Genomic DNA, 26,920 nt, shown 5'->3' on the forward strand with positions numbered 1-26,920 from the left:
TAAACAATACGGTTAAAGCTTCGTTAATAGTATGGTTCATCATAAATTGATCATTTAATCAAAAGCAAATAACTATGAAAAAGCAATTTTTAAGTTTCGCACTTGTCGCGGCAATGATCGGCGCTATTGCAACCAGCTGTAGCTCGGAAAAAAAAGCAGGCGATGGCTCTGACAGTACAAAAATGGATTCAACAAGTCAAAGTGCACCTGCACCGGCGGCTACTGACACAGCTAAGACCGACACAAGCAAAAAAGACACTACAAAACATTAGAAATTTAAAACACATAAAAAATCCCGGCCAGGTATTACGCCTGGCCGGGATTTTTTATGTGTTTTCGTTTAAATTTTAGAATGCGGTTTTTATAACCCCGCCATCAGCACGTAAAGTTGCGCCATTAGTTGCTGCCGATAGGGGGCTTGCAATATAGGTAACCATGTTTGCAATTTCCTCTGTAGTAATAAAGCGTTTTATTAATGACGTGCCACGCACGTTAGTGAAAAATTCTTTTTCTACCTCAGTATTACTCAAACCCTGATCTTTTGCTAAAGCCTCAATGAAATCGCCCACGCCTTCAGATAAAGTCGGCCCGGGCAAAACAGTATTTACAGTAACACCTGTGCTTTTAGTAAGTTCGGCCAAGCCACGTGCAACCGCAATTTGAGCCGTTTTGGTTGTGCCATAATGGATCATTTCTTCGGGGATCTGATATGCCGATTCGCTGGAGATAAAAATAATACGGCCCCAATTTTTACTGATCATTTTATCAAAATAGGCTCTCGACAACCGTACCCCGCTTAGTACATTGACCTCAAAAAACTTCAGCCAGTCGGCATCGGTAATTTCGGTAAATGGTTTAGGTTCAAAAATACCCACGTTGTTCACCAAAATATCAACTTCCGGCAATTGTGCTGTCAGTGTTTCAACTTGCGCAATATTTGAAAAATCAGCAGCAATGCCTTTAATTTTATTGTTACCGGTTTCGGCAATCAGCTTTTTTACAACTTCGTCAACCTTGGTTTGGCTTCGGCCATTTACATATACCGTGGCGCCCTCGTTGGCTAATGATTTTGCAATAGCATAGCCAATTCCGGCTGTTGATCCGGTTACCAGCGCGATTTTGTCATTAAGTTTAAGATCCATGATTTTAGTTTTTGCTTAATAATACAAGTGTAGCATTGTTGTTAGTTTAAGGCAGATTTTAAAATCAAAGATTAAACAGCATTGACAATAGATGGCAAATTTTGAATTTAACCCTGACCGGGCTGGTACATTCTTTTTTCAACAGGCTGATAATATTCGTTTAAGTTTTCCGGCACCCGGGATTTATAACCCAAAACTTGCCTCAGGTCATCACTTAATCCTTCGCCAAATTCATATCCCAAAAATCTTGGATAATCAAGCTGTTGTTTAAAAAAGGGCTTAGTAAAAGCCATGGTTAATGTCCGCCTTGTTGCATCAGTATAATTTTTACCAGCCGCATGCCACAAATTGGAGTCAAACAAGATAATGCTGCCTCTTTTTGTATTGGCGCGATCTGCATTTTTGTAAAAAAAATCACTTTCCGGCTTTTCATCGCTTTTATGCGAGCCTGACAGAAAATAAGTTGATCCGTTTTCAAGAGTAAAATCATCTAATATTATCATCATTTGAATCATTACTTTAAAATCGCCGGTAAAACTTCTTATATCCCGATGGATGTTTTGAACATATGGTTTTTCATCTTTTAAATTGATGACCGCGCCCAGCGAATTTATAATGTAATTTCCTTTTAAGAAATGCATTATCTGATCTGCACAATATTTTCGTTCAAGAAACTTTAGTGAAAATCTTTCCCGTTCAACAAGGTGGTGTAACGTTCCATTCATGTTATCGCCTATGCCATTTGCAATTTGAATTTTACGCCTGATATCGTATGCAGGTATCAATGAATCTGTTATTTCGTCAATGAATTCATTGTCCAGAGCATTTTCATATATAATCCATCCATATTCATCCATTACACGGTCGAATACGGCAAGGTCAGCATCGGAATAGTTAAACTTATTTTTCATTTCTGTAATTAATTAAGGTTTTCAATTGTGGTGGTTTCTGGTTCAGAGGTAGTTGACTGTGCTTTTCTGTTAGGATGACGATATAATGGAAAGAATTTAATTTCAGGATTGGGATCCACGCCCGATTTTAAAACAAGCTCGTTATATGCAGGCTCATCATTGATATAGCACCAGATCCGGTCTTTTACCTGTAAGTTTGAGAAAAGCTTTTTGAAATTAAAAAGTGAATCTTCTTTTCCGCCTACGCCGCCTCCAAGGTGAAAGATCCTTTTTCCTAATCTTCTTCCAATCATACTTATCTCGTCTGTTAATAGTTTACTCGGAGAAATATTCAGATAATCGGGAGAAGTAGCAGAAAGGTGGTTTCTCACTATGTTATCTGATAATAAAATGAGCGCTCCGCACATCAGGTTTAGGCCATCGTAAATTAAGATCAGTTTATTTTTCATGTACTCCTCGTTAAGAAGATTGATAAAATGCTGAACATCAAAATAATAATTAGATGAGGCATGCAGCCTATCCATGTTTTTATAATACATTTCCGCAAAATGTTCAATTTCCTGAATTGTATCCGCTTCTTTAATAACAAAGCCCATTTTTCGCAGGCTTCTTATCTGCCGACCAAGTCTTTTGTCATAGCCATTTCGTTGTTCTTGTTCAGAAATGGAAAGATCAACGTACAGCGTTGTGCCGTTATCTTTAATACCGCCAATATTCTCCAACAAATGATGCTGATTTAGGAACGGATGTAACCTTGAAAAGATACAAATGGCCAATTCTTCTTTCATAAAACCTATAAACGCAACCTTAAATTGTGTAGTTATTGCGGTTGATAAGTTTTCAAGGGATATGTTGGATAAAGGTCCTGAATAGCCATACACGCAAGTCATATCGAAGTATTCGGAACCTTCAATTTTCCTCTTGATTACAGGTAATGCTATAAAAACTTCATCTTCTTCATAAACAAATAAAAGCGGCTCGCCTTCATTATTTAAAGAGTGATAATACCAGGTATGAAATCCCTCGTGCGCATATGATCGGTTTATATATTCATCCCAGTCCTTTCTATTGCGTATAGTTAAACTTCGGTAGCTCATAAGTGGTTTTAATTACGTATTTAATTATTGATTATATGCCCGGAGGGTAGGGCATGGGGCGCTTATTAGTCAACAATACGGGCAGTTGCCTCAAAAAAAATGAAAATACTTATCCAGGTACCTCCGTAGGGCACAAGGTTGATTATAGTACAGCAGGAAGGAAAAACTGTGATAAAGTTTAAAGCAGGTATTTTACTGTGTCGAAAGCTTTACGTAACCGAAACCGGCCTAATTCAAATAGTATGTATCTCTTAAGATACAGCAGCAGTAGCATTTTCTTTTGCATTCCACGATAGCGAAAGCGCCTGATAATGAGATTGAAATCACTGATAACCATCTCCATCCGGGCATCATTTCTTATCATGCTCCAAATGCCGCCAACATGATTGCGATAGCAGCTCATAACCTCAGGCATTACATATATCTTGCGCCCGGTGTTGAATGTGGCAAAGATTTTAAAGAATTTATCGGCTGCATAGCAACTCGTATACCATGGCTCCTTAAACAATTCATGCACTTCTGGAATGTTATGATAAACAACAGTAGCGGTTTTAGTTTCTGCCTGCCGGCCAACTAATAAATCTTGATAAGTATAATCAAGCGGTACAGGATTTGGCTCGATATTCAGGGTGTTATTGTTGATATCGATCACTCTTGTGTAGTGGCAGCAAATAATGTATTCCGGGTTATTTTCCAGGAAATTGACTTGCTTTTGCAACTTTTGAGGACTTGTCCAATAGTCATCGCCGTCACAAAGAGCAATGTATTTTCCTTCACATGCTTTGATGGTATTAATAGTATTTAAATGAGCTCCACGGTTTTTTTCCGGGTAGATGATTTTGATTTTATCAGGATATTTTTCCTTGTATGATCTCACTATTTCAGTTGTGCCATCGGTTGAGCAATCGTCGCCAATAACAATCTCGTACCTAAAATTAGTTTCCTGCATCAGGAAACTTTCGATAGTCTGGCCGATAAAATCTTTGTGATTGTAAGTTGTACAGCAAACGCTAACCATCAAGTTCTGACCTGTTACCATATAAAAGAAAAAATTTATTTTCAGAAGTATTAAATAGAATTTGAGCTTCACATGCCCGGTGCTTTAACGAGATACCGAACCTTGTATACGTTTGAACCATCGCACAATGCTTCGCCATATGACTCACATTTTTTATTTATTTGATCGGAAGGTTTATTGTTTAAATAAACTTTTAATTCGTCTTTGGTTCGATCAAAAATCAATAATTACGAGTCGGCTTATAACAGCAATTTGCTATGTCAAATATATTTAATTCAGGCTTATCAACAGCCCGCGCTACGTTATTGACTCTTAAATTGTAAACTACTTTTCAATTATTTTACACACCTGTGAACGCCTGTAGATATTATCTGTATACCCGTGCAATTCGATAAAAGTTTAAGCTGAAACCAATAGTATCTATGTGAAATTTGCAAATGAATATTGTTCTCATAATTAACATTATGTTAAATAATACTTTAAAAAGAAAGGTCTTTTCAAGACCCTTCCTTTTTATATTGTTTTATCTAATTATTGGCTGGCTGGTAAAGCATCAATCTGGGCTTTTAATTTTGAAGCATTCGCATCATCTTTAACACCTAAATAATAGGTTCTTAAATTTTGCAATGCGTCAATTGATTTTGGCTGAAGTTCAACAGCTTTTACCAAATATGGTTTCGCTTGTTCAAACTGAGCTTTAGCTTTGGCAATAGCAGCATCGTATTCTTTTTGTTTGTTAGCAGGCAATTTATTAGCAGCATTATAAGCGTCAATGGCTGGGTTAAGTATTACATAGCCGTAGTTTAAATTAGCTTCAAAATAATTAGGATCAATTTCTAATGCTTTCTTATACATTTCACCAGCTTTAACATAAGCCTCCGCTTTTGAGGCTTGCAGTTTCGCTTTTGCAGCAACATCCTTAGTTGCACCCGCTTCTTTTGCGTAATTATCGGCTGTTTGTGAATAAGTTAACCCTGCATAGTAATACAAAGTTTTGTTTTTAGGATCATTAGCTAAAGCTGCCTGGATCTTATCGGTAACTTCTTTCTCTTTTCCTGTTTGCAGGCTAATTTCGATTTCGCGTTTCCGCAGTTCGCTGTTTGCAGGATATTTAGTTACACCCTCAGATACTGTTTTAAGTGCACCCGCGGTATCTTTATTGGCAAGGTACAATGAAGAAAGATCAAGGTAAACCCCGGCATTTTTTGAATATTTTGTAGTTACCAGTTTACTATAGTTTGAAATCGCCGCCGGATAATTTTTTCCGTTTGCAGCTGCAAGACCGGTGTAATAAATGGCATTTGTATCTTCAGGCAATACGGTACGGTAAAAGTCAAATGATTTGTAAGCCAGATCATATTTACCGGCAGAGTATTCTTTTACACCTTTAGTCAATTGATATTGAGCCAGGTTTAAGTATGCCTCATCAATCATTTTTTTATTTTCGCCTTTCGTGTCAGTTTCTTTAGCTTTTTTCAAGGCTTCCTCGGCTGTGGTAAACAATGGTAATGAAGTAGCAGGTACAGTATCCTGAACAGCTAACGCTGAATAAATTGAACCTTTTACAGCGTAAGTAAGCGGCAAAGTAGCGGTTTTTTCATTGGCTGAAGCTTTGTCAATTGATTCTTTTGCGGTAGTGAGGCTTTTGCCTGCCATTACTGCCATTGCCGGCTGGCCCCTTAAGCCCGAATATTTTTCATATTCTTCTTTTGCGGTATTTAACTCGCCTTTTTGTGCAAAAGCTGTTGCTGAAACCAAGCCTAACAGGCCCGCCATCAAAAGTTTGATTTTCATGATTATTATTGATTGGTTAACTGTTTTAGTTTATTGTTTATTTTGTCTAACTGATCCTGGTTATTGGTTTTTGCGTATGCCAACTGCAAAGCCTGCAGGCTGTTTACATTATTCGGTGATATTTCATTGGCCTTTTCAAGCCATTGAATGGCCCGCCCCAGGTCCTGGATGCTCCTCTCCCCTTTCGAAGTTGTGCTTTGCTTTAAATATAATAACCCCAAATTAAATACCGGATCAAAATATGTTCCGCTTAGTTCAATGGCGTGTAAGTAAAGAGATTCTGCCTGATCAAATTTATCTAAATGATCGTAGCAATTAGCTGCAACAAATGCAATATCGGCGTTATTTGCATTAATATCAAGCAGAGGGCCAATTAGGGGCTCTAAGGCTTTGTAATTTTTTTTGTTGTTATAGATATTGGCTTCATCAAGTAATAAAAATCTGTCATTAGGCAAGATTTTCCTACCTTTTTGAAGAATCTGTAAAGCCTTGGCCGTATCCCCCAATGATTTATAGATATTTGATGCTGTTTCGATATATTCAGTACGTGCACTGTCAACCCTTAGCATATTGCTATAATACACAGCGGCATCCTGCAAATTACCGGCTTTATTGTTTGCGAAAGCGATATAGGTATTGATCTGATTCATCGCCGGCGCATACTTTTTAGCGTTTTCAAACGAAGTTTTAGCATTGGTGAAATCGGAATTATTTACCGCATCAAACCCCTTTCGGATATAAACGTTTGCCAGGCAGCGCCTGGTATAATCAAGTTCTGACTGGTACTTGAAAATTTTGTTCATACCCGATAGCCGATCAACCAGTTTGGTTGTTTTGTCAAGCATATCTGCGGGCATCCCGAGTTTGTTTAACGAATCGATATACAGGATGCTTGAATTTACAATAGCCCGATAAAGGTTTTTTTCAATATCAGCCGTGTCCGACTTGGTAATGATCAAACTATCTGCAGATTTTTTGGCCGCGGCCAAATATTTCAGGTCGTTTTTCTGTTTATAAAAAGCCAGGTTATTTACTACAACTTTCAGCGCTTCTTTTTGTGCGAAGGCAAAAGTTGTAGTAAAGCTTGTAATTAAAACCGATAAAATGATCTTGCGGTAGTGCATATTTATTATTCTGTTGTATCGTCAGTTGATGGTTCTGCGCCATTTTCAGCTGTATCACCATCGCCTGTATTTTCGGCTGTGGTATCAGAGCCTTCTGCATTTTCATCACCTTCTTTTACTTCCTCGTCCTCATCATGCTCAATTTTGGCTACTGAAGCTATCTCATCATTGTTTTTAAGCGTTATCAGCCTTACGCCCTGTGTGGCGCGGCCCATCACTCTTAATTCGCTTACAGCTATGCGGATAATAATACCTGACTTGTTAATGATCATCAGGTCTTCCTTATCTGTAACACCTTTTATGGCAACAAGGTTTCCGGTTTTTTCAGTAATATTTAATGTTTTTACACCTTTACCACCACGGTTTGTAACACGATAGTCTTCAATGTCGGTACGTTTACCGTATCCCTTTTCTGATACCACCAATACTGTTGTTTCAGCGTCATCAATTGCAATCATGCCAACTACCTCATCGCTCTCGTCATCAAGCGTAATACCACGAACACCGGTAGCGGTACGTCCCATTGGCCTTACTGTTGATTCATTGAAACGAATAGCACGACCAGACTTAAGTGCCATCACAATTTCGCTGCTGCCACTGGTTAAGCTTGCCTCAAGTAATGAATCGCCCTCGTTAATATTGATAGCATTGATACCATTTGAACGTGGACGTGAATAAGCCTCGAGTGAGGTTTTCTTGATGGTACCCTTCTTGGTACACATAATAATGAAGTTATTTTCAAGGTAGTTCTGATCTTTAAGCGAAATCAGTTTAATATAGGCCTTGATATTCTCTTCTTTCGGAATATTGATAATATTCTGGATGGCGCGGCCTTTTGAGGTACGTGTGCCTTCCGGTATTTCAAATACCCGGAGCCAGAAACATTGTCCCGACTCGGTAAAGAAGAGCATATAGTTGTGGTTAGAAGCAATAAGCAGGTGCTCAATGAAATCCTCATCACGGCTGTTACTACCAATAGCGCCTTTACCTCCCCTGCTTTGCCTGCGGTATTCAGTCAGCGGGGTGCGTTTGATATAGCCTTCGCGCGAGATTGTGATTACTACATCCTCATCTTCAATAAAGTCTTCAGTTTGCATTTCTGCAGATGAGTGAACCATTTCGGTACGGCGCTCATCACCATATTTCTCCTTAACTTCCAATAACTCATCCTTAATGATCTGCATCCTTAAGCCTTCGTCGCTCAGGATGTTTTTTAAGTGTTCAATGAGTTTCATTAAAGCAGCATATTCATCTTTGATCTTGTCACGCTCAAGTCCTGTTAACCTCCTTAAGGTCATATCAAGGATAGCACGTGCCTGGATATCGGTTAAACCAAAGCTGCTCATCAAGCCTTCCCTTGCTTCATCCGGAGTTTGTGAAGCGCGGATCAGACGGATAACTTCATCAAGGTGATCTAAAGCGATCAATAAGCCTTCAAGGATGTGCGCGCGTTTTTCAGCCTCATTAAGCTCAAATTTGGTGCGGCGTACCACAACCTCATGACGGTGCTCGACAAAGTGATGGATCAGGTCTTTTAGGTTAAGCAGCATTGGCCGGCCATTAACCAGCGCGATGTTGTTTACACTAAACGATGTTTGGAGGGCCGTATATTTAAACAGGTTGTTTAATACAATAGCTGCATTGGCGTCACGTTTGATCTCATAAACGATGCGGATCCCTTCACGACTCGATTCATCGCGAATAGCCGAAATGCCTTCCAGTTTCTTTTCGTTAACCAGTTCGGCAGTACGCTCAATCATCAAAGCTTTATTTACCTGGTAAGGTATTTCGCTAACAACGATGCGTTCACGTTCGCCATTATAAGTTTCAATCTCCGCACGTGCGCGGATCACAACCCTCCCGCGGCCTGTTTCAAGCGCTTCGCGAGGGCCGTCGTACCCGTAAATAATACCGCCTGTAGGGAAATCAGGGCCTTTTACATATTTCATTAACTCGGCAACCTCGATCTGGCGGTTATCAATTAAAGCCATAGTTGCATCGATAACTTCCGATAGGTTGTGCGGCGCCATATTGGTAGCCATACCTACGGCAATACCCGAAGCGCCGTTAACCAGCAGATTGGGAAATTTGGATGGCAGTACGGTTGGTTCCTGTAGCGAGTCGTCAAAGTTTAATTGGAAATCAATAGTGTCTTTGTTGATATCAGCAAGCATCTCTTCCGCAAGCTTTTGTAAGCGTGCTTCTGTATAACGCATTGCCGCAGGTTCGTCACCGTCAACCGAACCGTAGTTACCCTGGCCTTCAACCAACAGGTAGCGCAAGCTCCACTCCTGGGCCATACGTACCATGGTGTCGTATACCGATTTATCACCGTGAGGGTGATATTTACCCATTACCTCACCCACAATACGGGCAGATTTTTTATAGGGCTTGTTATTGGTTAAACCCAGGTCAAGCATACCGTAAAGTACGCGCCTGTGAACGGGTTTCAGTCCATCGCGGACATCGGGCAGCGCCCTGGAAACAATCACCGACATTGAATAATCAATGTACGCCGATCGCATTTCCTCATCAATATTTATCGAAATTATCCTGTCTTCTGCGTGTGAATTATCGTTTTCTGTTCCTTCAGCCATTTTTAATTATTTGTAGAACCTTCTCTTATAATTGCGTGTTAAAATTGATTTTTCAACGACCTGCGAAGTTAAAAAAATACTTGGGATTGCGCCAACTTAGTAACAATAAACCGGGGGGAACATATTGCACCGGGTTAACAATTTTGTTACTTCAATACAGGTTTATTTCACCTTTACCCAGTAATCTTCAACCTTGTTGCCATTAGGTAAAACCGAAAGCAGTTTAAGTGTATCATTACTGATTATGTAGTTGTATTTTATGGTTTTGTTAAGCAGTTTTGACTCCTGCATACAATAGGTTTGGGTTTCAAAGCAGGTGTCAGCTTTTAACTGGTAATCGCCTTTTTCATATACCTGGGTATTCTCCCCTTCTTCTATAACCCTCGCTTTGTAATGCTCGTTGTCGTAATCCCGTTGTAGTTTATAAGCTGTTGGGGCAGCATCAAGTTTGCCGTTAATTATACCGCCGCGATACTCCCATACACCTCTCAACGGACTGTCATCAAAACGGAAAGCACATAACAATAAAATACCGATTACCGGCACAATAGATCTTTTCATTGGTGATGTTATTAGCTTAAAGCCCTAAACCCAGTTAATGCCTTTTTTTAATAAAGATAGTGTTTTTTCCTCTTCGCTGCCAGTTAACGGGTGATAGTCATAAACCCATTTGGCTGTAGGCGGCAGGCTCATTAATATCGATTCAATGCGACCGTTGGTTTCCAGCCCGAATTTGGTGCCGGCATCATAAACCAGGTTAAATTCTGCATAACGGCTGCGGCGCTGGTATTGGAAAAGCTGCTGCGCTTCGGTAAATGATTTATCGCGATTGCGGTTAACCAGCTCAGTATATAAGGGTGCAAATGATCGTCCAACAGATTTTGAAAACTCAAAAATGTCTTCCCAACTTAACTCATCGTTAGCAGTGAGCCTGTCATAAAATATGCCGCCTATGCCGCGGGTTTCATTACGGTGTTTGATGAAGAAGTAATCGTCCGCCCATTTTTTAAAACGGGGATAAAAATCGGCATAATATTGATCGCACGCAGCTTTTAGTCCGCCATGGAAAAAACGGGCATCATCTTCGATAACGTAGTGAGGGGTTAAATCAATACCTCCGCCAAACCAGCGAACAGGCTTCTGGCTATCGCCCATAGTGGAGGGCATTTCAAAGTAGCGAATGTTCATGTGGATGATAGGCACCAACGGATGGTTAGGATGGATCACTATAGATACACCGGTGGCAAAAAAGTCATCCTGCTCAACCTGCAGGGCCCGTTTCATAGTATCGGGTAAATGACCATGAACTGCCGAAAAGTTAACTCCGCCCTTTTCAAGGATATTTCCGTTTTGGATAACCCGAGTACGGCCTCCGCCTCCACCCTCGCGCTCCCAAAGCTCCTCCTCAAATTTTGCAGCGCCATCTAATTGCTCAAGTGCGGTGCAGATCTCATCCTGTATTTGTTTATAATCTTCGGCTATTTGTTCTTTGCTGATCATAGGCTGTAAAAGTAATGAATTTTGGGAATTGCAGCGGAAGGCCTTTTTTCAACGTGGAAACCCGTAGCTACCCGCATTTACAGCCGATAGTGGGAAGCGTTCAACTTTTTTAGGTGTGAACACCCCGTAAAAATAAATCAATTGATAATCAATGATTTATGTGTTCATTATTTTATTGCTAAAAACGTAAACAACTGATAATCAATGCTTGTGTTTTTAACATTAGGCTAAACGGAACATTTTTGAACACCTGTTTTTTTAAAAATTGAACACCTGGCCAATTTTAGCTTATCTCTACGTAATTCAAATCCTTGCCGAAGGTTTCCTTTAACTGGCTTAAGGATAACAGGGCTACTGCAGTAAGTATCCCCATCATGATATATCCCGATTTAATATACCCATACTTTGCATTGAAAGCATTAAATGCTATAGTTATCGGGATCAGTGAGCCGCGCACAAAGTTGGGTACAGTAGTGGTAACTGTTGAACGGATGTTGGTGCCGAATTGCTCGGACGCAATGGTAACAAACGTTGCCCAATAACCTACTGTGCAACCCATAAAAAAGCTTAATATAGCAAATTTTTCTGGAGTAATGCCGTAGCTGCTTAAATAAAAGTGTACACTAATTAATGATATAACCAGAAATACAGCCATCGTTAGTTTGCGCGATTTGGTAACCTGAGCCAATAAGCCGGCCACAATATCACCAATGGCGATGCCAATGTAGCTGTAAAAAATGCCGTCGCCCGGTTTGATCAGGGTTTTAGCCCCTAAAGCAGCCCCAAACTTATCCGAAAAGCTGATCAATACACCCACCACGTACCAAAGCGGTGCGCCTATCAGGATACAAAACAGGTATTTTTTTAAACGTTCCCAGTTGGTAAACAACATGAGCATGTTGCCTTTGGATACATCGCTGTTCTCAACATTTTTGAACATGCCCGATTCAAAAGTACCAACACGAAGCAGCAACAATAAAATCCCTAAGCCGCCGCCTACAAAGTAAGCATTACGCCAGCCAAATTTAGCTACGGCATAAGCAGCGGTAGCGCCAAACAAGCCAATAACAGCTACCATCATAGTTCCGTAGCCCCGGTTTTCCTTGCTTAATGTTTCGCTAACCAGGGTAATACCAGCACCAAGTTCTCCTGCAAGCCCCAAACCTGCAATAAACCTTACTATAGCATAAGTATTTACATCATGAACAAGGCCATTGGCAAAATTGGCTATCGAGTAAAGTAATATCGAACCAAAAAGCACCTTAATACGGCCCAGTTTGTCACCGACAATGCCCCATATGATACCGCCAAGCAACAGCCCAAACATCTGGATGCTGATAATGAACTGACCTTTATCAGTTATTTCCTGTGCATTTAAGCCGATATCTTTAAGGCTGGGGATGCGTACTATAGAAAAAACCAAAAGATCATATATATCAACAAAATAGCCCAGGGAAGCAACAAGTACTAAGAAAACAGCGTTCCTTGTGGCTTTGGCGTTGGTAACATCGGTCATATCGTGTAAAAATTGGTTGGCTAATGTAGGTGATTTATGAAGATAAAAACAAAAAAATCGGCACAAAAAAACCCCTGTCGTAACAGAGGTTTTGTAAGTAAGTTTTGCTCAATAATTTTATATATTTTATGCTTTTTTAACGTTTACTGCCTGTAATCCTTTTCTTCCTTCTTCCACATCGTACGTGACGCTGTCATTATCCTTAATCGCATTTACACCGCCTTGCACGTCTTTAAAGTGTACAAAAAGATCCTTACCCTCTTCGGTAATAATAAAGCCGTAGCCTTTTTGTGTGTTAAACCATTTTACTTTTCCAGTTTTCATAATTATAATAATCGTAATAAAAAATTCGTGTTAAGATCAACTAAAACCAAACTGAAAACAAATAGGCTTATTGGTTCAGAAGGAATAGATACCCTGCTTCCCTCAAATATATAAAATTATTAAATAAACCAAATAAAATTATTTATTTGGTTGTGGTGTCAGGCGCAAATAGGGCTTAACTGCGGTAAAACCCTTTGGAAATTTGGCAGGGATATCTTCAGTTTTAATTGCCGGCACTACCACCACGTCCTCCCCTTCTTTCCAGTCGGCAGGCGTTGCCACACTGTAATTGGCGGTTAACTGCAATGAGTCAATAACCCTTAAAATTTCCTGGAAATTACGGCCGGTTGATGCGGGGTAAGTGATAATAAGCTTAACCGTTTTATCAGGGCCAATAATAAATAATGAGCGTACTGTGGCATTTACCGAGGCATTGGGGTGGATCATATCATAAGCTTCAGAAATTTTGCGATCTTCATCGGCAATGATCGGGAAGTTAACTTCAACACCCTGTGTTTCGTTAATGTCCTGGATCCAGCCGTGGTGCGATTCAACCGAGTCAACACTAAGTGCCAATACTTTAACATTGCGTTTAGTGAACTCATCTTTTAACGCGGCAGTTTTGCCAAGTTCAGTGGTACATACAGGTGTATAATCGCCAGGGTGCGAGAATAGTACGCCCCAGCTATCGCCTAAATATTCGTAAAAGTCAATTTCGCCTTCTGATGTTTTTGCTTTGAAGTTTGGCGCCTTATCGCCCAGTCTTAAACTCATGATGATAGATTTTTGATGGTAATTTAATACGACTAAGTTACTATACATTCATAAACAAATGCAAACAAACTTCAAATAATCGCATTATTTACGCCAACATTACAAAGGCTGTGTTGTTGAAGTTTGAAATTAATAACAGCTATCCATGAGTAAACACACCTATGATACCGGTATAATTGGCAATTGTGCCTTTTTAGCCCATATTAATAAAAACACCAACGTCGACTGGCTGTGCTGGCCCCGGTTCGACAGCACTTTTATTTTTGGCGGCCTGCTTGATAAAGATAAGGGCGGCGAATTCTCGATCCGTCCGGAAGGAGAATACACTACCAATCAACATTACCTGGAAAATACCAATATTTTAATTACAGAAATATGTCCTGCAAGCGGCGGAAAATATCGCATAACCGATTTTGCACCAAGGTTTTACCAGCATCAGCGTTATTATAAACCATTAATGCTGATCAGGAAAATTGAGGTTATTGAGGGATCGCCGCGCATCATTGTAAAGTGCGCCCCAGTATCTGAATATGGTGCTGTTAAGTTGAGTGTAAACCGTGGCAGCAATCATATCCAATATCTGGGCGGCGAAGAAAACATCCGCCTTACCACCAATATTCCCATAAGTTATGTTTTTGATGGGCAGGCTTTTGTACTCAATGAAACCAAGTACCTGGCCATGACCTACGGCGAACCGCTTGAAGCGCCGCTCATCAGCACAGCTGATCGGTTTTTGGCCGAAACCGTGCAATACTGGCGTACATGGATCAAACACTCGTCAATTGCTACTTATTTTCAGCCCTTTGTAATCCGCTCTGCTTTGGCCCTTAAAATACACCAGTATGAGGATACCGGTGCCATTATTGCCGCAAGCACCACAAGCTTGCCCGAATCGCCGGGAAGCGGCCGTAACTGGGATTATCGCTATTGCTGGCTGCGCGATACTTATTACGTAATAACCGCGCTAAACCACATTGGCCATTTTGAAGAGATGGAGAAGTATTTCGGCTATGTTACTGATATCACCTTTTCGGAAATGGAACGTTATCAGCCGCTTTATGGTATTACCGGTAAAAAAGACCTTGTAGAGCATATTTTAACTGATTTAGCAGGCTATATGGGCAACCAGCCGGTACGCATTGGTAACCAGGCATCTGAGCACATTCAAAATGATATTTATGGACAGGTACTCATCTCCCTGCTCCCACTGTATACAGATCATCGCTTTGTTTTTTCGGAACGAAAAGACTCCGTACACTGGGTGGAGTTTTTGTTAAGCAAAATAGAACATACTATCGACGAAAAAGATGCAGGTATCTGGGAGTTCAGGAATATGGCCAACATTCATTGTTACAGCAACCTGTTTCAATGGGCGGGTGCATCCGCAGCCGAAAAAATGGCGCGTACAATCCAAAACCAGGAGCTGATTGATAAGGCAATTTCTCTTAAAGAACGTGCGGCCGCGCATATCGAGAGCTGTTATGACCCGGTGCGCAAAGTTTACACCAACTCAGCCGGGAGCAGTAACCTTGACGCCAGCACTTTGCAATTGATTATGATGAACTATCTCGATCCAAATTCGCAGAAAGCGAAGGATCATTTAGTTGCATTAGAAAAAGAACTAAAGACTCCTAATGGATTATTTTACAGGTATTTATATACAGACGATTTTGGTAAGCCCAAAACTACTTTCCTGATCTGCGCATTTTGGTATGTAGAAGCGCTGGCTGCTGTTGGCCGTTTGGATGATGCCCAGCGCGAGTTTGGCAACCTGTTGCAGTACTCCAATCACCTGTTGCTCTTTAGCGAAGATGTTGATGAGCGCGACGGAAGCCAATGGGGCAATTTCCCCCAGGCTTACAGTCATGTGGGGTTGATGAACGCGGCGTACCGGATTGCCATGAAATTGGACAGGCCGATATTTTTGTAGGATTAATCTTCTCTTGCATAAATTGGCAGCAGATAAGACTTACGAAGTTTCTAAAACTTCGTAAGTCTGGATTAAGTAATTCGCTATTCACCTAAATAATTACCTGATCTCCACTACTCCATCCGCTACCTTTGGAAAGATCTCAAGCTGCCTGCCATCATGCCCGGGAATGATAAATTTAACGTCGCTTGCAAGTGTTTTCATGCGTTTCATTGCCTTGACATAGCCTGCCGGATCAAGCGTGCCACCTTGCGAAGGTGGCACCAAATGCTCAAGGCTATAATAGATCCAGATATTATCAGATGCCATTACTACCCTGTTTTTCCCGGTTTGTACCAGCACATATTGCGAATTGTAGGTATGCTTTGAACCGGTATAAACTTTTATACCTTTAATGATCTCTTTATTGTCGCCGTCTATCAGTTTGAGCCTGCCCGCCAAATTTAAATTAACGGTATTGATAACATCGCGCTTAGCATACCCCCCTGCCTCTCCCGCTTTTTGCCATGCTGCGCCTGCAAAAAACTCATAATCCAGCTTTTGCATCCAAACCTTAGCTTTAGGGAAAAGACTCAAACCATCTATATGATCCCAATGAGGGTGGCTTAAAATAATATCGGTTATATCCTGGGGCTTTACACCAAGCTTTAAAAGCGCCGAGTCTGGGCGTTGATAGGTTTTAAGTTTAAATTCTTTGGCATCTTCAATATCGGGCAAAAAGCCGGCATCAACCAAAATATTTTTTCCGTTGCTACCTTTGATAAGCCATACCATAAAATCAATTTTAACCGGTTCATTTTTGGGACCGTTTAACGCCCAATCGCCCACTTTAAATGGATATCCCGATTCGGCGAATTTTACCGCATAAATTTTATAAACCGGGGTTTGCGCATAAATAATATGGCAACTAAGCATTAATGCAAAAACAAGCAGGCTGATTTTTTTCATAAAGGTTACATTATCGCGAACCGAATATAAAAAATGCCCGCGGCTAAACCGCAGGCATAATAAATTTTAAATTAAACTATTCGACCCTACTTGTCTGCCGGTTCCTCAATTGGCGTATACTTAGCAAAACTGGTCAGCAATTTCCTAACCTCTGATGGATTTCGCAGGTAAAATTTAGCTGCCGAAAGATTACTGCCGACTTTAATGGTAATAGCACTTTCGGGCAGGGCTTTAAAGATATCTTCGTCGGTATAATCATCGCCGAACGCTATAATGAAATCATAATCACGGCCTTCGGTAAGTGTTAAAGCGGCTTTACCCTTATTAATATCCATATTCTTCACTTCCAGCACCTTGTCCCCCGCCAGTAACTGTAATCCTTTATCGCTTGCAAGATATTTAAGATTATTCATCAGCTCATTGGCCCTCAGCTCGCCAAGCCCGGCCTGGGCTTTACGGTAATGCCAAACCAGTGAGTATGTTTTTTCTTCAATGAACGAGCCCGGTGTACGGTCGACATAGGTTTCCAATATCGGATAAATGTCATGCTTCCATTGATCGGTTAGCCCGCTTATTTTATGCCATAAAGTGCCGGGTTGCTTAAACCATGAACCATGTTCGGCAATAAGATAGATGTCGTTTTCCTTAAACCATCCATCAAGGTTTTCATGTTTTCGCCCGCTTATCAAAACCAATTGATTTGCAGGATCTTCTGCAAGTTTATTGATGATATTGTATAATTCCTTATCGGGAGAGGCCTGATCGATATTTGATTTAAAATTCACCAGCGTGCCGTCATAATCCAAAAAGATAATCCGCTTTTTAGTTTTCACATAACGGTTAATAATGCTTTGTTCGGTAGTATTACTTACGTGCCTGGCCTGCATGGAGCGCTGCATGAGTTTTACTTCTTTCAGCCTGTCCATAAAAATTTTAACCCAATGCGATGTATTGAACTTTGTTACAAGCTGCCTCATCGGGATCATCCGCCGGCGCTGTTCTTCAACCGGCATATTGATAGCCTGCAAAATGGCCCGGCAAACTTCCCCGGTATTATTAGGGTTAACAATTATAGCGTCTATAAGTTCTTTAGATGATCCTGCCATTTCACTCATAATCAACACCCCATCATTATTTATCCGACTGGCGACATACTCTTTACTTACCAGGTTCATGCCGTCGCGCATGGGCGTAACCAAACAAACATCGGCCGAATAATAAAGTGCAGACAGGGTTTCGATGGGGAATGAGCGGTAGTAATAGTGCACCGGGCTCCAGTCCATGGTGCGATACAACGCATTGATCTTCCCTACTTTTTTATCTATTTCATCCCGAAGATGAGCGTATTGCGGTACCGTATCCCTGGATGGAACCACGATCATGTAAAGCGTAATTTGCTCAATACATTCCGGGCATTGTTCAAGCAGCAGCTCAAAAGCTTCCAGCCTTTGCAGGATCCCCTTGCTGTAATCAAGCCTGTCTATAGAAAGGATGAGCTTTTTGTTCTGGAAATTCTCTTTAATAAGCTCAATTTGCTGTTTCACATCGTCCTGCAGCGGTAACGATGAATACCTTTTTTCATCAATACCCATCGGGAACGACTCGATAACAACCGAGCGCTCGCCATTGCTGATGATATTGGCACTGGATGTTACCGGCAGCAGACGTGTAGCCGCACCCAAAAAGTGGCGCACATCATCAAATGTATGTAAACCGATCAGATCGGCGCCAAGCATTCCATCCAGCAGTTCCGAACGCCACGGGATCAACCTGAACATTTCATTTGAAGGGAAAGGAATGTGCAGGAAAAAGCCGATGGAAACATCCGGCAGTTCCTGCCTAACCAGAGCGGGTAACAATAGCAACTGGTAATCGTGGATCCAGATCACGTCGCCAGGCTCGGCAATGCTCAGGATCATATCCCTGAACTTTTTGTTTACCGCTTTATAATAATCCCAGTTTGATTGTTTGTATGCTGCATACGTTGATGCATAGTAATGAAAAACGGGCCATAAAACCTCGTTGCTGAAACCTTCGTAGTATTGGTTGATCTCTTCCTGATCTAAAAAAACAGGGATCAGGCTTAACTCTTTTAATTCTTTTGTAACCTGGTCTTTATCTTCCTGCTCCGCAATTTCTATTCCGGGCCAGCCTATCCATACGTTATCACCCTGTTTATATATTGAACCTAAACCGGTAGCTAATCCTCCCTCGCTTGGTGATGAATGGTATGCACCATCAGTTTTGGAAATTTTAACAGGCAAACGGTTTGATACAATTATTGTTTTCGACATATGAAGTAAATATTAATTAATATTTAAAAGACGAAAACACCCTTTTTGTTTTATGAAAGAGGCTTTATGACATAAAAGTGTGATTTATAATCATAAAAAAAGCCGCCCCGATATTCGGGACGGCTTTCCATTGTTATAATTTTTCGGAGTTATTTTACTTGTTGGAAAAACTCGATGTTAGCTTGTTGAGTGATCCTTACCAAAACTTCGTGTTTGTCGTTTTTCAAGTCAACAAAATATGAAGTTGGCTCGATAGCGTCATTGATTGACGTGTTAGCCTGGTAAACGATAACTTCGCCTACTTCGTAACCTTTGTAATCGCTGTTAATTTGTTTAAGGGCTTTTGCAGGAATAGCTTTGTTGTCAACACGTTGAGTTGTACCTAAAAATTCACCTTGCAGGTTGTAGAAAGCAGTTTTTTGAACGCCATCAACAGTGAAAGTAGCTTTTTGAACGTTTTTGGTTACAGTCCAGTTAACGTTGGTAGCTTCAGCGAAGTCAGCAGTAAAGCCGTGTAATGCTACGTAAGAAACGTTGGTACCACCATCTGATTTTTTGCCACCATCAGCGAAAGCGTTAACGGTAAATAAGGCTGCAGTTGCTATTGTTAAAAATATCTTTTTCATGTTCGTTTAAATTTTAAATCCTGCAACAAAAATACGCTACACTTGTCAATATTTAAAATTTTCTTGAACTTTTATGAATATTTAATAATTATAGCCTTTTATAGTCATAAAATTTAAATTTTATCAATAACCTTAGTGTATATTTTACAATATCTAAAAGAAAAAACGCCAATTAATGGCGTTTTTTCTTTGCTAAACCGATTTATGTTGTCATGAAAATGTCATTTAGCCATTATCTGCAAAGCCCGGGTACAAAGTCATGCCCCCATCTGCAAAAATTGTTACCCCGGTAATGTAATCCGACTCATCTGAAGCCAGCCAAACTGCCAGTTTTCCGATGTCAGCCGGCTGGCCTATTCGGTTGTAAGGATGAGCGTCAATAATTTATCCAGCGCTTCCGGGGTTTCCCAGGCTTCCTTATTAATAGGTGTTTGTATAGCGCCTGGCCCTATGCCGTTTACCCTGATCTTGTGCGGAGCAAGTTCCTGTGCTATACTTTTCATAAACATCATAATACCTCCTTTGCTGGCCGCATAGTTTACATGGCCCGCCCAGGGAATTACTTCATGCACGCTGCTCATACAGATAATTTTGCCCGCAGCTTTGCTTCCACCTTCAACAACACCGCGTTTTATAAACTCTTTAGCAGCCTCCCTGGCACACAGAAACTGACCGGTTAAGTTAATGCTGATCACTTTATCCCAATCGTCGAGCGTCATATCAACAAATCTGGCATCTTTTTGCAAACCGGCATTGTTTACCAAAATGTCAATAGTGCCATATTGCTTAAATATTTCGGCAAACATGGTTTTTACTTCGTCCTCATGGCTCACATCGGCCTGAAATGCAAATGCCTCACCGCCTGAGGCCTTGATCTGGCTTACAACATCATCAGCGGCTGCTTTATTATGGGCATAATTAATCAGTAATTTGGCTCCTGCAGCGGCCATAGCTAATGCGACACCTTTGCCAATGCCGCTATCGGCGCCGGTTACGAGGGCAGCTTGTCCTTTTAATAGTTGGGGAGTATTGCTCATAGATAAACGTTTTTGTGTTTAAGATAAGCAATTGAATTGAGAGGGGAATTGTTTTTGCCCGAACCGGGATTTATGTGATTATTGGATTACATAATCGAACAATTCTAATCCTGTAATCTTAAAATCCACCCAAATCCCGGTTCAGAGATTACAACGCCTTTATATAATCATGAAACAGGTACAGGGCTTTCTTCTTGTCTGCTGTTAAATCATAATCTATTTTAACCATCAGGTAGTCGATCAGGTCAAAATCATCGCGCATGGGTAGTTGTTTAAACAGATCTTCGCGATGATCAAGACCGTATTTTAGTGACTCGTTAAACTCGTCCATAAAATCCTGAGGGATAGGTTTATTAGCTATCCAGGCTGCAAAGGTGAATGGCAGGCCGGTCATTTTTTGCCATTCTTCGGCCAGGTCGTAAACATATTTGTATTGCTGCTTTTTACCGAAGGTGCGGTCGCCTATTTGCACAAAGGCAGTTTTCTCATCTGCAGATTGAGCATAATCCGGCGCATTACTTACCTGTTTGGGGTTTACCAACCAATGGTTTTTCAGCAATACACGGGCAAGATTATTTGATGAGCGCGACTGCGGATCAAGCTGGATAGTAGTTACGTCCTTAATATCACTATTGCTGAAAATGAAAACGGAGTTTACCGCGCCTACGGCACCAATGCAGTAATCAGAAACAATTTCCCATTGCGGCAAACTCAGTGCTGCAGCAACCGGGATCAGACCGATATCAACCACGTCGTCGATAAGCTTTTGGGCACAATCTGCCGGGATATCAAGGCTCAGGTCAATTTTATTAATAATGTCGGTATGTTGAATGCCGTATAAAAAGGGTTTGGTATTAGTGTAGCTTACTGCTGATATTCTGATCTTGTTCACAAATTCGCTATTTCTATTCTTCGGAATGTTTGAGATGTTGGGCATTGTTAAAGTCGATAATTTCGAACCTTTCGCCATTGTAGGTTACCTTATATAATACCAGGTTTTGGTGCGGAAAGTTATCCATTTCGGATAAGGGTTTACCGGTAAGGATACAAAGCAAAAGGCGCAAAGCACGGCCATGCATACATATAAGCACCGTTTTTTCTTCGGGGTGGCTCATGATCACCTCCAGGGCCTCACGCTGGCGCACCTCAACCTCAAGCGGACTTTCGCCCCCTTCAAATTTACTGTCGAGCTTGCCATCCAGCCAATCACGCATAATCTGCAGGAAAGCGGCCTTATTATCGATAGTTGGCGACTGGCCTTCGTGAATGCCCCAGGCCAGCTCATCCAGCCCCGGAAGTTTCTTGTAAGGAATCCCAAGATCAATAAAAGGCTGAATGCTTTGTTGGGTACGTTTTAACGCCGATATGTAAATTTTATCAAACGGAACGGTTTTATAAGCCTCAAAAAACTGACAGGCCTGTTTACGACCTTCGTCATTTAAATCAGTATCCACACCGCGGCCCTGTATAATACCAAGTTTGTTATACTCAGTTTGGCCGTGGCGTACTATATATAAGGTTTTTTGTACCATTTTCTTGAGCCCAAAGCTGAAAGCCGAATGCTTAAAGCTTTTTTGCTTTTATCTATGCTAAATTTATTGCTTTGCTTTAAGCTTGGGCCTTTGGCTTTCGGCTTAAAAAGCTTAATTAATTACCGGTAATTTGTAATACTGCGGTTTCGGTTCGTCGCCGATCACAAAGTTCGTATAATCCGTTACTACATTATATAATGTATCACGTTCAATAGGCTGGCGACCCACATGTTTAATTAATTCTACCACTTGTTTGGTGCTCATGCCGGGGTGCTGCTCTTCGGCGCCGGCCATTGAGTAGATTTTGGTGGTATCATCTAATGTTCCATCAATATCATCTACGCCAAAATTAAGCGAAAGTTGCGCGGTAGTACGGCTAATCATAGCCCAGTAAGCTTTAATATGATCAAAGTTATCCAGGTAGATGCGGGCTACGGCGTAGTTTCGCAAGTCTTCAATCACTGAAACCTCGGGCACGTGCGACATCTGGTTATCCTTATTACGGAACTTAAGCGGAATGAATGTCTGGAATCCGCCTGTTTTGTCCTGTAACTGGCGTAAACGCTCCATGTGGTCGACACGGTGTTTATATGCTTCAATATGCCCGTAAAGCATGGTAGCGTTTGAACGGCCGCCAAGCTTGTGCCATTCTTCATGAATAGCCAACCATTGATCGGCAGTACATTTATCTTTCGAGATCTGGTCCCTTATTTCGGGATCAAAAATTTCGGCACCACCTCCGGGGATAGAATCCAGGCCTGCTTCCTGCATAAGGCGCATACCTGTGGCGTAATCAATTTTGGCTTTTTTAAAGATGTAGTGATATTCAACCGGGGTTAATGCCTTAATATGCAATTCCGGGCGATGCGCGCGGATGCGGGCAAAAAGTTCCTGGTAAAAAGGTACATCATATTGCGGCAGCACACCACCTACAATGTGCACCTCGGTGACCGGTTCGCCATCATACTTGGTAACCATGTTGAACATTTCATCCATGGTGTACTCCCAACCTTCCGCCTTTTGTTTCAGCAGCCGCGAGTATGAACAAAATTTGCAGTCGTAAACGCAAAGATTGGTAGGCTCAATATGAAAATTACGGTTGAAATAAGTTTTATCGCCGTGGCGCTCCTCGCGGATGTAATTGGCTAAAGTGCCAAGATAGCCAAGTTCGCCCTGCTCATAAAGCAAAACGCCTTCATCAAAAGTGATGCGTTGTTTGTCAAGAACTTTTTGAGCAATATGCTTTAAATCAGCAGATAAATTCGGATCGTTAAGTAAAAACTGTAAATTATCTGAATTATGCATCAATTAAAAATTTAACCAAAGGTACTAAAAAGCACAAAAGTAATATGCGTTATGACACATATCGGCCAAATTTCACGGTAAATTACATTAAAGTTACAGAGCCTTGATCTCGCTTATAGAGATGCCTATCACGCAATCATCCTGGCAACCATTAGGTACATAACTGGCTCCTGATATCATGCCATCATTATTGGTTTCAAAATAAATAGTGTTTGTTTTCTTATCTACCGCAAGCCATTCGTTCTTTGCCTTTTTATATACTTCATCAAGAGTGATCAATGCTGCGCCCGAACTATGTTGACCTAACGATGCTTTATTCTCATGCCATTGGTCTCTTATAGTTTTAACAGGAGGCATATTTGCAGTTTTATATTCCAAAACATACGATAAAAAATCCCTCGCTGTAACAACCCCATTTTGAACAGTAATCTCCGTTTCAGAACCATAACCGAAAACTGAACCGGCGTTAACAGTGTAAGTGTATGAATTTTTGCTTTCGGCCTTAAAGTTTTGCCATGCTTTATAGCTTTTGTCATAAGCGGTATCATTGGCATCTTTTTTACAGGCAAATAGCCCAATAATAACAAACAGGAAGATAAGGCACTTTTTCATGCGGTTTGGCTTTTAAACTTATTCGACAAAAAATATAAAAACGCTACAGCTAATAACAAATATTCTTGTTTATTTTGGGCGATAACAAATTATGCCATGAAAATTGAAACTATAGCCATACACGCCGGTAACCATGTTGATGAAGCAACAAGGGCCGTTATACAACCCATTATTATGTCAACCACGTTTGAGCGTGGTGAAGATGGTGGTTTTCCGGCAGGTTATATTTACAGTCGCTCAGCGAACCCCAATCGTCATGCACTGGAGCGTGTGCTGGCAAAGTTAGAGGGAGGTGTTGAAGCAGCTTCCTTTTCATCAGGTAATGCGGCCGGGATGTCGGTATTTCAATCATTGGAGCCGGGTACGCATATTATCGCTCCTGATGATATGTATCATGGCTTACGTAATCAGCTTAAAACCCTTTTTGCCGGGATCCTTACTTTCGATTTTATCGATGTAAATAATACCGAGGTTTTGCAACAGCACATCAAGCCCGAAACAGGTTTGATCTGGATTGAAACACCTTCAAACCCCCTGCTTAAAATAACCGATATTAAAAAGGTGGTTGCTATTGCCAAAGCAAAAGGCATTAAAGTTTTGTGCGATAATACATTTGCCACCCCTATTTGCCAGCGGCCGCTTGAGTTAGGCGTAGATATGGTAATGCATTCGGCCACAAAATATTTTGGCGGGCACAGCGACCTGATGGGCGGCGTTTTAATCACCGCTAAAAAAAATGATTGGTGGACAAAGATCCGCCAGGTGCAGGAAATGGGCGGCGCTATCCCCTCGCCTCTGGATTGTTATTACCTGGTACGCAGCATCAAAACCCTGCCATATCGCGTAAAGGGCCATGTACAAAACGCTCAATTACTTGCCGAATATCTTGAACAGCATCCTAATGTTGAACAGGTAATGTATCCAGGATTACCTTCGCATCCACAGCATGATATAGCTAAAGATCAGATGCTTGCTTTTGGTGGCATGTTATCCTTTATTGTTAAAGGCGACGAAAACGATACGCATAACATCATCAATAAGCTGAAGTTATTCATCAAAGCCACCAGTCTTGGCGGCGTTGAAAGCCTGATAGAGCACAGGGCTACAGTTGAAGGCCCCGATACCAAAACACCAAGAAACCTGCTTAGGGTATCGGTTGGGCTAGAGCATATTGACGATTTAATAGCTGATATGGAGCAGGCTTTAGCTTAGTGCTTGCTTTTTTCCTTTTCCTTGTCTTTATTAAATGAATTGACCGGTATATCAGCAGTAATTATTACACCGTAATTTTTATTTGTGACCCCATATTGTTTCAAAAGCTGACTCTTATTTATTATTGTGAGCCCCTTAAATATTTTATCATTTATTCCCGCTAAATTACCTTCGTAATTATTGGTCAGTACCTTTTTATTAAGGATATACTGAATTTTGGGTGCGTTTGCCGACATGGAAATAAGCTTGGCGTAGTCAGCAGATTTTGATTTAAAATAATTTTGATAGCGATGAGTGTCAAATTTTTTGGTTTCTATATAGATCAATCCATACTTTGCTTCCCGGCCATATTTTATAATGGCGCTTGCATCCTTGTAAACGGATACGGTAGCGACATCATTAGTATTTATTTTATTTAAATCTGCCCCGGTTACACGCACACTATCAATAAAATATACAGGTTCGTTATTTTCCGTTTCCCCTGTTACATACTGATGTTCAGCCTCATTTATTTCTCCATGGCAGGATAGTATCAAATCAGCAGCTTCCACAGGCTTATCCATGTAATATGCTTCATCTATCGGGAATGTAATTTTTTTTGTTGAATCTATCCTAACGTAGAAAGAAATAATATCATTTGAGAAATTCCAATAATCATCGCAGCTCCGTGTATTCCACTGCTCTTTAAATGCAGGATATAGGTTGAACAAATCCTTAAGTAATAACTTACTAAGATCAATCTCTTTTCCATCGGGTAATTTTCCGGCAAATGTTTTGGTTAGCCTGATTTTACTGATAAGATCAGTTTTTTGATCTTTCTGGAATATCATTCCGGGATATTTTGACGTTGAATATCCGCTGTCCGCAATATATCTCGGATCATTTCCGACACAAACTGCGTTCAAATCCATTTCTTCAAGCACCGTGTCTTTCAAGCCTGGATCTGACTTTTTTAAATCAGCAATTGCAGTTTGACACAAGCAGATATTATTTATAATTACCTTTTTTGGGGGAATTGAACTATTTATTTGAGCAAAGACCTCCGTACAAAAAAAGGACGAGAATAAAATAATTACCAATAATTTTTGAAGCATATTTCTCTGCATAAGGAATAGGCATTAAAGATATTTACTAAGGTATAAAAGTTTTCCCTCGTTTTTAACTGACGCTATTTAAAAATAAAATTTGGCATATTCCCAAATAACCCCTTATATTCGTAACATTATTTGGTAGTGATACCAACGTCGATCAATCCTCCGCACATAGTTCGGGTGTTGATTTATAAAGAAGCGGCGAGAGATCAGGCTCAATGACCCGCTGGCAACCCTTCAATGTTGAAGAAGGTGCCAATTCCTGTCCCGGCAAATAACACCGGGGAATATAAATTTATAACCATGAAAAGTTTAATTAATTTTACGCAACGCAACACTTTTTACACCGCAAACGGTAACATACAACGTATTAGCTCCCCTATTGGCTGTATTTGTATGTGTTGCTGCTGTTGATGCTTAGCAAGCTCCTGTTTTTCATTCTCTGAAAAAAGCGTGTTTTTAAACCGGTTGTTTTTAAACCGGCTTTCCAAATTCATCTAAACATTCAAAATCTAAATTAAACACATTAAAAAATT

At 40.7% G+C, this 26,920-nt stretch carries 25 protein-coding genes and 1 riboswitch; of the genes, 3 read left to right on the forward strand and 22 right to left on the reverse strand.

Features of this window, described 5'->3' with window-relative positions:
- Positions 1-74: 74 nt before the first annotated feature.
- On the forward strand, positions 75-272 hold the full coding sequence (locus DIU38_RS10535) for a hypothetical protein (protein ID WP_091164641.1): 198 nt from the start codon (positions 75-77) through the stop codon (positions 270-272).
- A 75-nt stretch (positions 273-347) separates the two neighbouring features.
- On the opposite strand, the gene DIU38_RS10540 is transcribed toward DIU38_RS10535, so the two are convergent.
- The 12 genes from DIU38_RS10540 to DIU38_RS10595 form a co-directional block, all read right to left on the reverse strand.
- Complete coding sequence (locus DIU38_RS10540) at positions 348-1,142, reverse strand: SDR family NAD(P)-dependent oxidoreductase (RefSeq protein ID WP_112657150.1); 795 nt, start codon at positions 1,140-1,142, stop codon at positions 348-350.
- 107 nt (positions 1,143-1,249) lie between these two features.
- On the reverse strand, positions 1,250-1,999 hold the full coding sequence (locus tag DIU38_RS10545; protein ID WP_243770767.1) for a phytanoyl-CoA dioxygenase family protein: 750 nt from the start codon (positions 1,997-1,999) through the stop codon (positions 1,250-1,252).
- A 62-nt stretch (positions 2,000-2,061) separates the two neighbouring features.
- Positions 2,062-3,150: a GNAT family N-acetyltransferase gene (locus tag DIU38_RS10550; protein WP_208057525.1), complete on the reverse strand. Its 1,089-nt coding sequence runs from the start codon at positions 3,148-3,150 to the stop codon at positions 2,062-2,064.
- A 178-nt stretch (positions 3,151-3,328) separates the two neighbouring features.
- Positions 3,329-4,189, reverse strand: coding sequence for a glycosyltransferase family 2 protein (locus DIU38_RS10555; RefSeq protein WP_112657152.1), 861 nt, complete (start codon positions 4,187-4,189; stop codon positions 3,329-3,331).
- A gap of 510 nt (positions 4,190-4,699) precedes the next feature.
- Positions 4,700-5,962, reverse strand: a complete 1,263-nt coding sequence (locus tag DIU38_RS10560) for a tetratricopeptide repeat protein (protein ID WP_112657154.1) — start codon at positions 5,960-5,962, stop codon at positions 4,700-4,702.
- A gap of 5 nt (positions 5,963-5,967) precedes the next feature.
- On the reverse strand, positions 5,968-7,086 hold the full coding sequence (locus DIU38_RS10565) for a tetratricopeptide repeat protein (protein ID WP_091164626.1): 1,119 nt from the start codon (positions 7,084-7,086) through the stop codon (positions 5,968-5,970).
- 5 nt (positions 7,087-7,091) lie between these two features.
- Entirely contained in the window at positions 7,092-9,683 is a 2,592-nt protein-coding gene (gene gyrA / locus DIU38_RS10570) for a DNA gyrase subunit A (RefSeq protein ID WP_112657156.1), read from the reverse strand.
- 162 nt (positions 9,684-9,845) lie between these two features.
- The gene (locus DIU38_RS10575) at positions 9,846-10,244 is read right to left on the reverse strand and encodes a hypothetical protein (protein WP_091164618.1); all 399 of its coding nucleotides are present in this window, start codon (positions 10,242-10,244) and stop codon (positions 9,846-9,848) included.
- Between the two features lie 24 nt (positions 10,245-10,268).
- The gene (hemF, locus tag DIU38_RS10580) at positions 10,269-11,183 is read right to left on the reverse strand and encodes an oxygen-dependent coproporphyrinogen oxidase (RefSeq protein WP_112657158.1); all 915 of its coding nucleotides are present in this window, start codon (positions 11,181-11,183) and stop codon (positions 10,269-10,271) included.
- Positions 11,184-11,466: 283 nt separating this feature from the next.
- Complete coding sequence (locus tag DIU38_RS10585) at positions 11,467-12,699, reverse strand: MFS transporter (RefSeq protein WP_112657160.1); 1,233 nt, start codon at positions 12,697-12,699, stop codon at positions 11,467-11,469.
- 126 nt (positions 12,700-12,825) lie between these two features.
- Positions 12,826-13,023 (reverse strand): cold-shock protein, encoded by a 198-nt coding sequence (locus DIU38_RS10590; RefSeq protein ID WP_090525558.1) that lies wholly within the window; start codon positions 13,021-13,023, stop codon positions 12,826-12,828.
- Positions 13,024-13,161: 138 nt separating this feature from the next.
- Positions 13,162-13,797, reverse strand: a complete 636-nt coding sequence (locus DIU38_RS10595) for a peroxiredoxin (protein ID WP_112657241.1) — start codon at positions 13,795-13,797, stop codon at positions 13,162-13,164.
- 145 nt (positions 13,798-13,942) lie between these two features.
- On the opposite strand from DIU38_RS10595, the gene DIU38_RS10600 reads away from it, so the two are divergent.
- Positions 13,943-15,727 carry a glycoside hydrolase family 15 protein gene (locus DIU38_RS10600; RefSeq protein WP_112657162.1) on the forward strand — a complete coding sequence of 595 codons (1,785 nt, stop codon included), beginning with the start codon at positions 13,943-13,945 and terminating at the stop codon, positions 15,725-15,727.
- Positions 15,728-15,826: 99 nt separating this feature from the next.
- Here the strand turns inward: DIU38_RS10600 and DIU38_RS10605 are convergent, their stop codons facing one another.
- From DIU38_RS10605 to DIU38_RS10640, 9 genes are all read right to left on the reverse strand, one after another.
- Positions 15,827-16,675 (reverse strand): N-acyl homoserine lactonase family protein, encoded by an 849-nt coding sequence (locus DIU38_RS10605; RefSeq protein ID WP_112657164.1) that lies wholly within the window; start codon positions 16,673-16,675, stop codon positions 15,827-15,829.
- An 86-nt stretch (positions 16,676-16,761) separates the two neighbouring features.
- Positions 16,762-18,969: a bifunctional alpha,alpha-trehalose-phosphate synthase (UDP-forming)/trehalose-phosphatase gene (locus DIU38_RS10610; protein ID WP_112657166.1), complete on the reverse strand. Its 2,208-nt coding sequence runs from the start codon at positions 18,967-18,969 to the stop codon at positions 16,762-16,764.
- Positions 18,970-19,118: 149 nt separating this feature from the next.
- Positions 19,119-19,595 carry a hypothetical protein gene (locus DIU38_RS10615; protein ID WP_090525550.1) on the reverse strand — a complete coding sequence of 159 codons (477 nt, stop codon included), beginning with the start codon at positions 19,593-19,595 and terminating at the stop codon, positions 19,119-19,121.
- 225 nt (positions 19,596-19,820) lie between these two features.
- Entirely contained in the window at positions 19,821-19,979 is a 159-nt protein-coding gene (locus DIU38_RS34850) for an SDR family oxidoreductase (RefSeq protein WP_407716481.1), read from the reverse strand.
- The gene (locus DIU38_RS10620; RefSeq protein ID WP_262714354.1) at positions 19,949-20,632 is read right to left on the reverse strand and encodes an SDR family NAD(P)-dependent oxidoreductase; all 684 of its coding nucleotides are present in this window, start codon (positions 20,630-20,632) and stop codon (positions 19,949-19,951) included. The genes DIU38_RS34850 and DIU38_RS10620 overlap by 31 nt, the downstream gene beginning before the upstream one ends.
- Before the next feature lie 148 nt (positions 20,633-20,780).
- The gene (locus DIU38_RS10625) at positions 20,781-21,524 is read right to left on the reverse strand and encodes a menaquinone biosynthetic enzyme MqnA/MqnD family protein (RefSeq protein ID WP_112657243.1); all 744 of its coding nucleotides are present in this window, start codon (positions 21,522-21,524) and stop codon (positions 20,781-20,783) included.
- 13 nt (positions 21,525-21,537) lie between these two features.
- On the reverse strand, positions 21,538-22,164 hold the full coding sequence (locus DIU38_RS10630) for a histidine phosphatase family protein (RefSeq protein ID WP_112657170.1): 627 nt from the start codon (positions 22,162-22,164) through the stop codon (positions 21,538-21,540).
- Between the two features lie 111 nt (positions 22,165-22,275).
- Positions 22,276-23,469, reverse strand: coding sequence for an aminofutalosine synthase MqnE (gene mqnE, locus DIU38_RS10635; RefSeq protein WP_112657172.1), 1,194 nt, complete (start codon positions 23,467-23,469; stop codon positions 22,276-22,278).
- 93 nt (positions 23,470-23,562) lie between these two features.
- Positions 23,563-24,081 (reverse strand): hypothetical protein, encoded by a 519-nt coding sequence (locus tag DIU38_RS10640; protein WP_112657174.1) that lies wholly within the window; start codon positions 24,079-24,081, stop codon positions 23,563-23,565.
- Positions 24,082-24,177: 96 nt separating this feature from the next.
- Here DIU38_RS10640 and DIU38_RS10645 point away from each other — a divergent pair, with 96 nt between their 5' ends.
- Entirely contained in the window at positions 24,178-25,293 is a 1,116-nt protein-coding gene (locus tag DIU38_RS10645) for a trans-sulfuration enzyme family protein (RefSeq protein ID WP_112657176.1), read from the forward strand.
- Here the strand turns inward: DIU38_RS10645 and DIU38_RS10650 are convergent.
- Positions 25,290-26,399, reverse strand: a complete 1,110-nt coding sequence (locus tag DIU38_RS10650; RefSeq protein WP_146750454.1) for a TonB-dependent receptor — start codon at positions 26,397-26,399, stop codon at positions 25,290-25,292. The genes DIU38_RS10645 and DIU38_RS10650 overlap by 4 nt on opposite strands.
- Before the next feature lie 170 nt (positions 26,400-26,569).
- A riboswitch (SAM riboswitch) is annotated at positions 26,570-26,680 on the forward strand.
- The last annotated feature ends 240 nt before the right edge of the window (positions 26,681-26,920 follow it).

This window comes from Mucilaginibacter metallidurans (genome assembly GCF_003286435.2).
GTDB classification, from domain to species: Bacteria; Bacteroidota; Bacteroidia; order Sphingobacteriales; family Sphingobacteriaceae; genus Mucilaginibacter; species Mucilaginibacter gossypii.

Bases quoted from the DNA above. Each gene is read 5' to 3' on its own strand.
- DIU38_RS10610 (WP_112657166.1), bottom strand. From the start codon at position 18,969: ATGTCGAAAACAATAATTGTATCAAACCGTTTGCCTGTTAAAATTTCC.
- DIU38_RS10565 (WP_091164626.1), bottom strand. From the start codon at position 7,086: ATGCACTACCGCAAGATCATTTTATCGGTTTTAATTACAAGCTTTACT.
- DIU38_RS10595 (WP_112657241.1), bottom strand. From the start codon at position 13,797: ATGAGTTTAAGACTGGGCGATAAGGCGCCAAACTTCAAAGCAAAAACA.
- DIU38_RS10650 (WP_146750454.1), bottom strand. From the start codon at position 26,399: ATGCAGAGAAATATGCTTCAAAAATTATTGGTAATTATTTTATTCTCG.
- DIU38_RS10645 (WP_112657176.1), top strand. From the start codon at position 24,178: ATGAAAATTGAAACTATAGCCATACACGCCGGTAACCATGTTGATGAA.
- DIU38_RS10575 (WP_091164618.1), bottom strand. From the start codon at position 10,244: ATGAAAAGATCTATTGTGCCGGTAATCGGTATTTTATTGTTATGTGCT.
- DIU38_RS10550 (WP_208057525.1), bottom strand. From the start codon at position 3,150: ATGAGCTACCGAAGTTTAACTATACGCAATAGAAAGGACTGGGATGAA.
- DIU38_RS10540 (WP_112657150.1), bottom strand. From the start codon at position 1,142: ATGGATCTTAAACTTAATGACAAAATCGCGCTGGTAACCGGATCAACA.
- DIU38_RS10605 (WP_112657164.1), bottom strand. From the start codon at position 16,675: ATGAAAAAAATCAGCCTGCTTGTTTTTGCATTAATGCTTAGTTGCCAT.
- DIU38_RS10630 (WP_112657170.1), bottom strand. From the start codon at position 22,164: ATGGTACAAAAAACCTTATATATAGTACGCCACGGCCAAACTGAGTAT.
- DIU38_RS10590 (WP_090525558.1), bottom strand. From the start codon at position 13,023: ATGAAAACTGGAAAAGTAAAATGGTTTAACACACAAAAAGGCTACGGC.
- DIU38_RS10545 (WP_243770767.1), bottom strand. From the start codon at position 1,999: ATGGATGAATATGGATGGATTATATATGAAAATGCTCTGGACAATGAA.
- DIU38_RS10615 (WP_090525550.1), bottom strand. From the start codon at position 19,595: ATGAAAAAGATATTTTTAACAATAGCAACTGCAGCCTTATTTACCGTT.
- DIU38_RS10600 (WP_112657162.1), top strand. From the start codon at position 13,943: ATGAGTAAACACACCTATGATACCGGTATAATTGGCAATTGTGCCTTT.
- DIU38_RS10535 (WP_091164641.1), top strand. From the start codon at position 75: ATGAAAAAGCAATTTTTAAGTTTCGCACTTGTCGCGGCAATGATCGGC.
- DIU38_RS10560 (WP_112657154.1), bottom strand. From the start codon at position 5,962: ATGAAAATCAAACTTTTGATGGCGGGCCTGTTAGGCTTGGTTTCAGCA.
- DIU38_RS10640 (WP_112657174.1), bottom strand. From the start codon at position 24,081: ATGAAAAAGTGCCTTATCTTCCTGTTTGTTATTATTGGGCTATTTGCC.
- DIU38_RS10620 (WP_262714354.1), bottom strand. From the start codon at position 20,632: ATGAGCAATACTCCCCAACTATTAAAAGGACAAGCTGCCCTCGTAACC.
- gyrA (WP_112657156.1), bottom strand. From the start codon at position 9,683: ATGGCTGAAGGAACAGAAAACGATAATTCACACGCAGAAGACAGGATA.
- DIU38_RS10555 (WP_112657152.1), bottom strand. From the start codon at position 4,189: ATGGTAACAGGTCAGAACTTGATGGTTAGCGTTTGCTGTACAACTTAC.
- DIU38_RS10585 (WP_112657160.1), bottom strand. From the start codon at position 12,699: ATGACCGATGTTACCAACGCCAAAGCCACAAGGAACGCTGTTTTCTTA.
- mqnE (WP_112657172.1), bottom strand. From the start codon at position 23,469: ATGCATAATTCAGATAATTTACAGTTTTTACTTAACGATCCGAATTTA.
- hemF (WP_112657158.1), bottom strand. From the start codon at position 11,183: ATGATCAGCAAAGAACAAATAGCCGAAGATTATAAACAAATACAGGAT.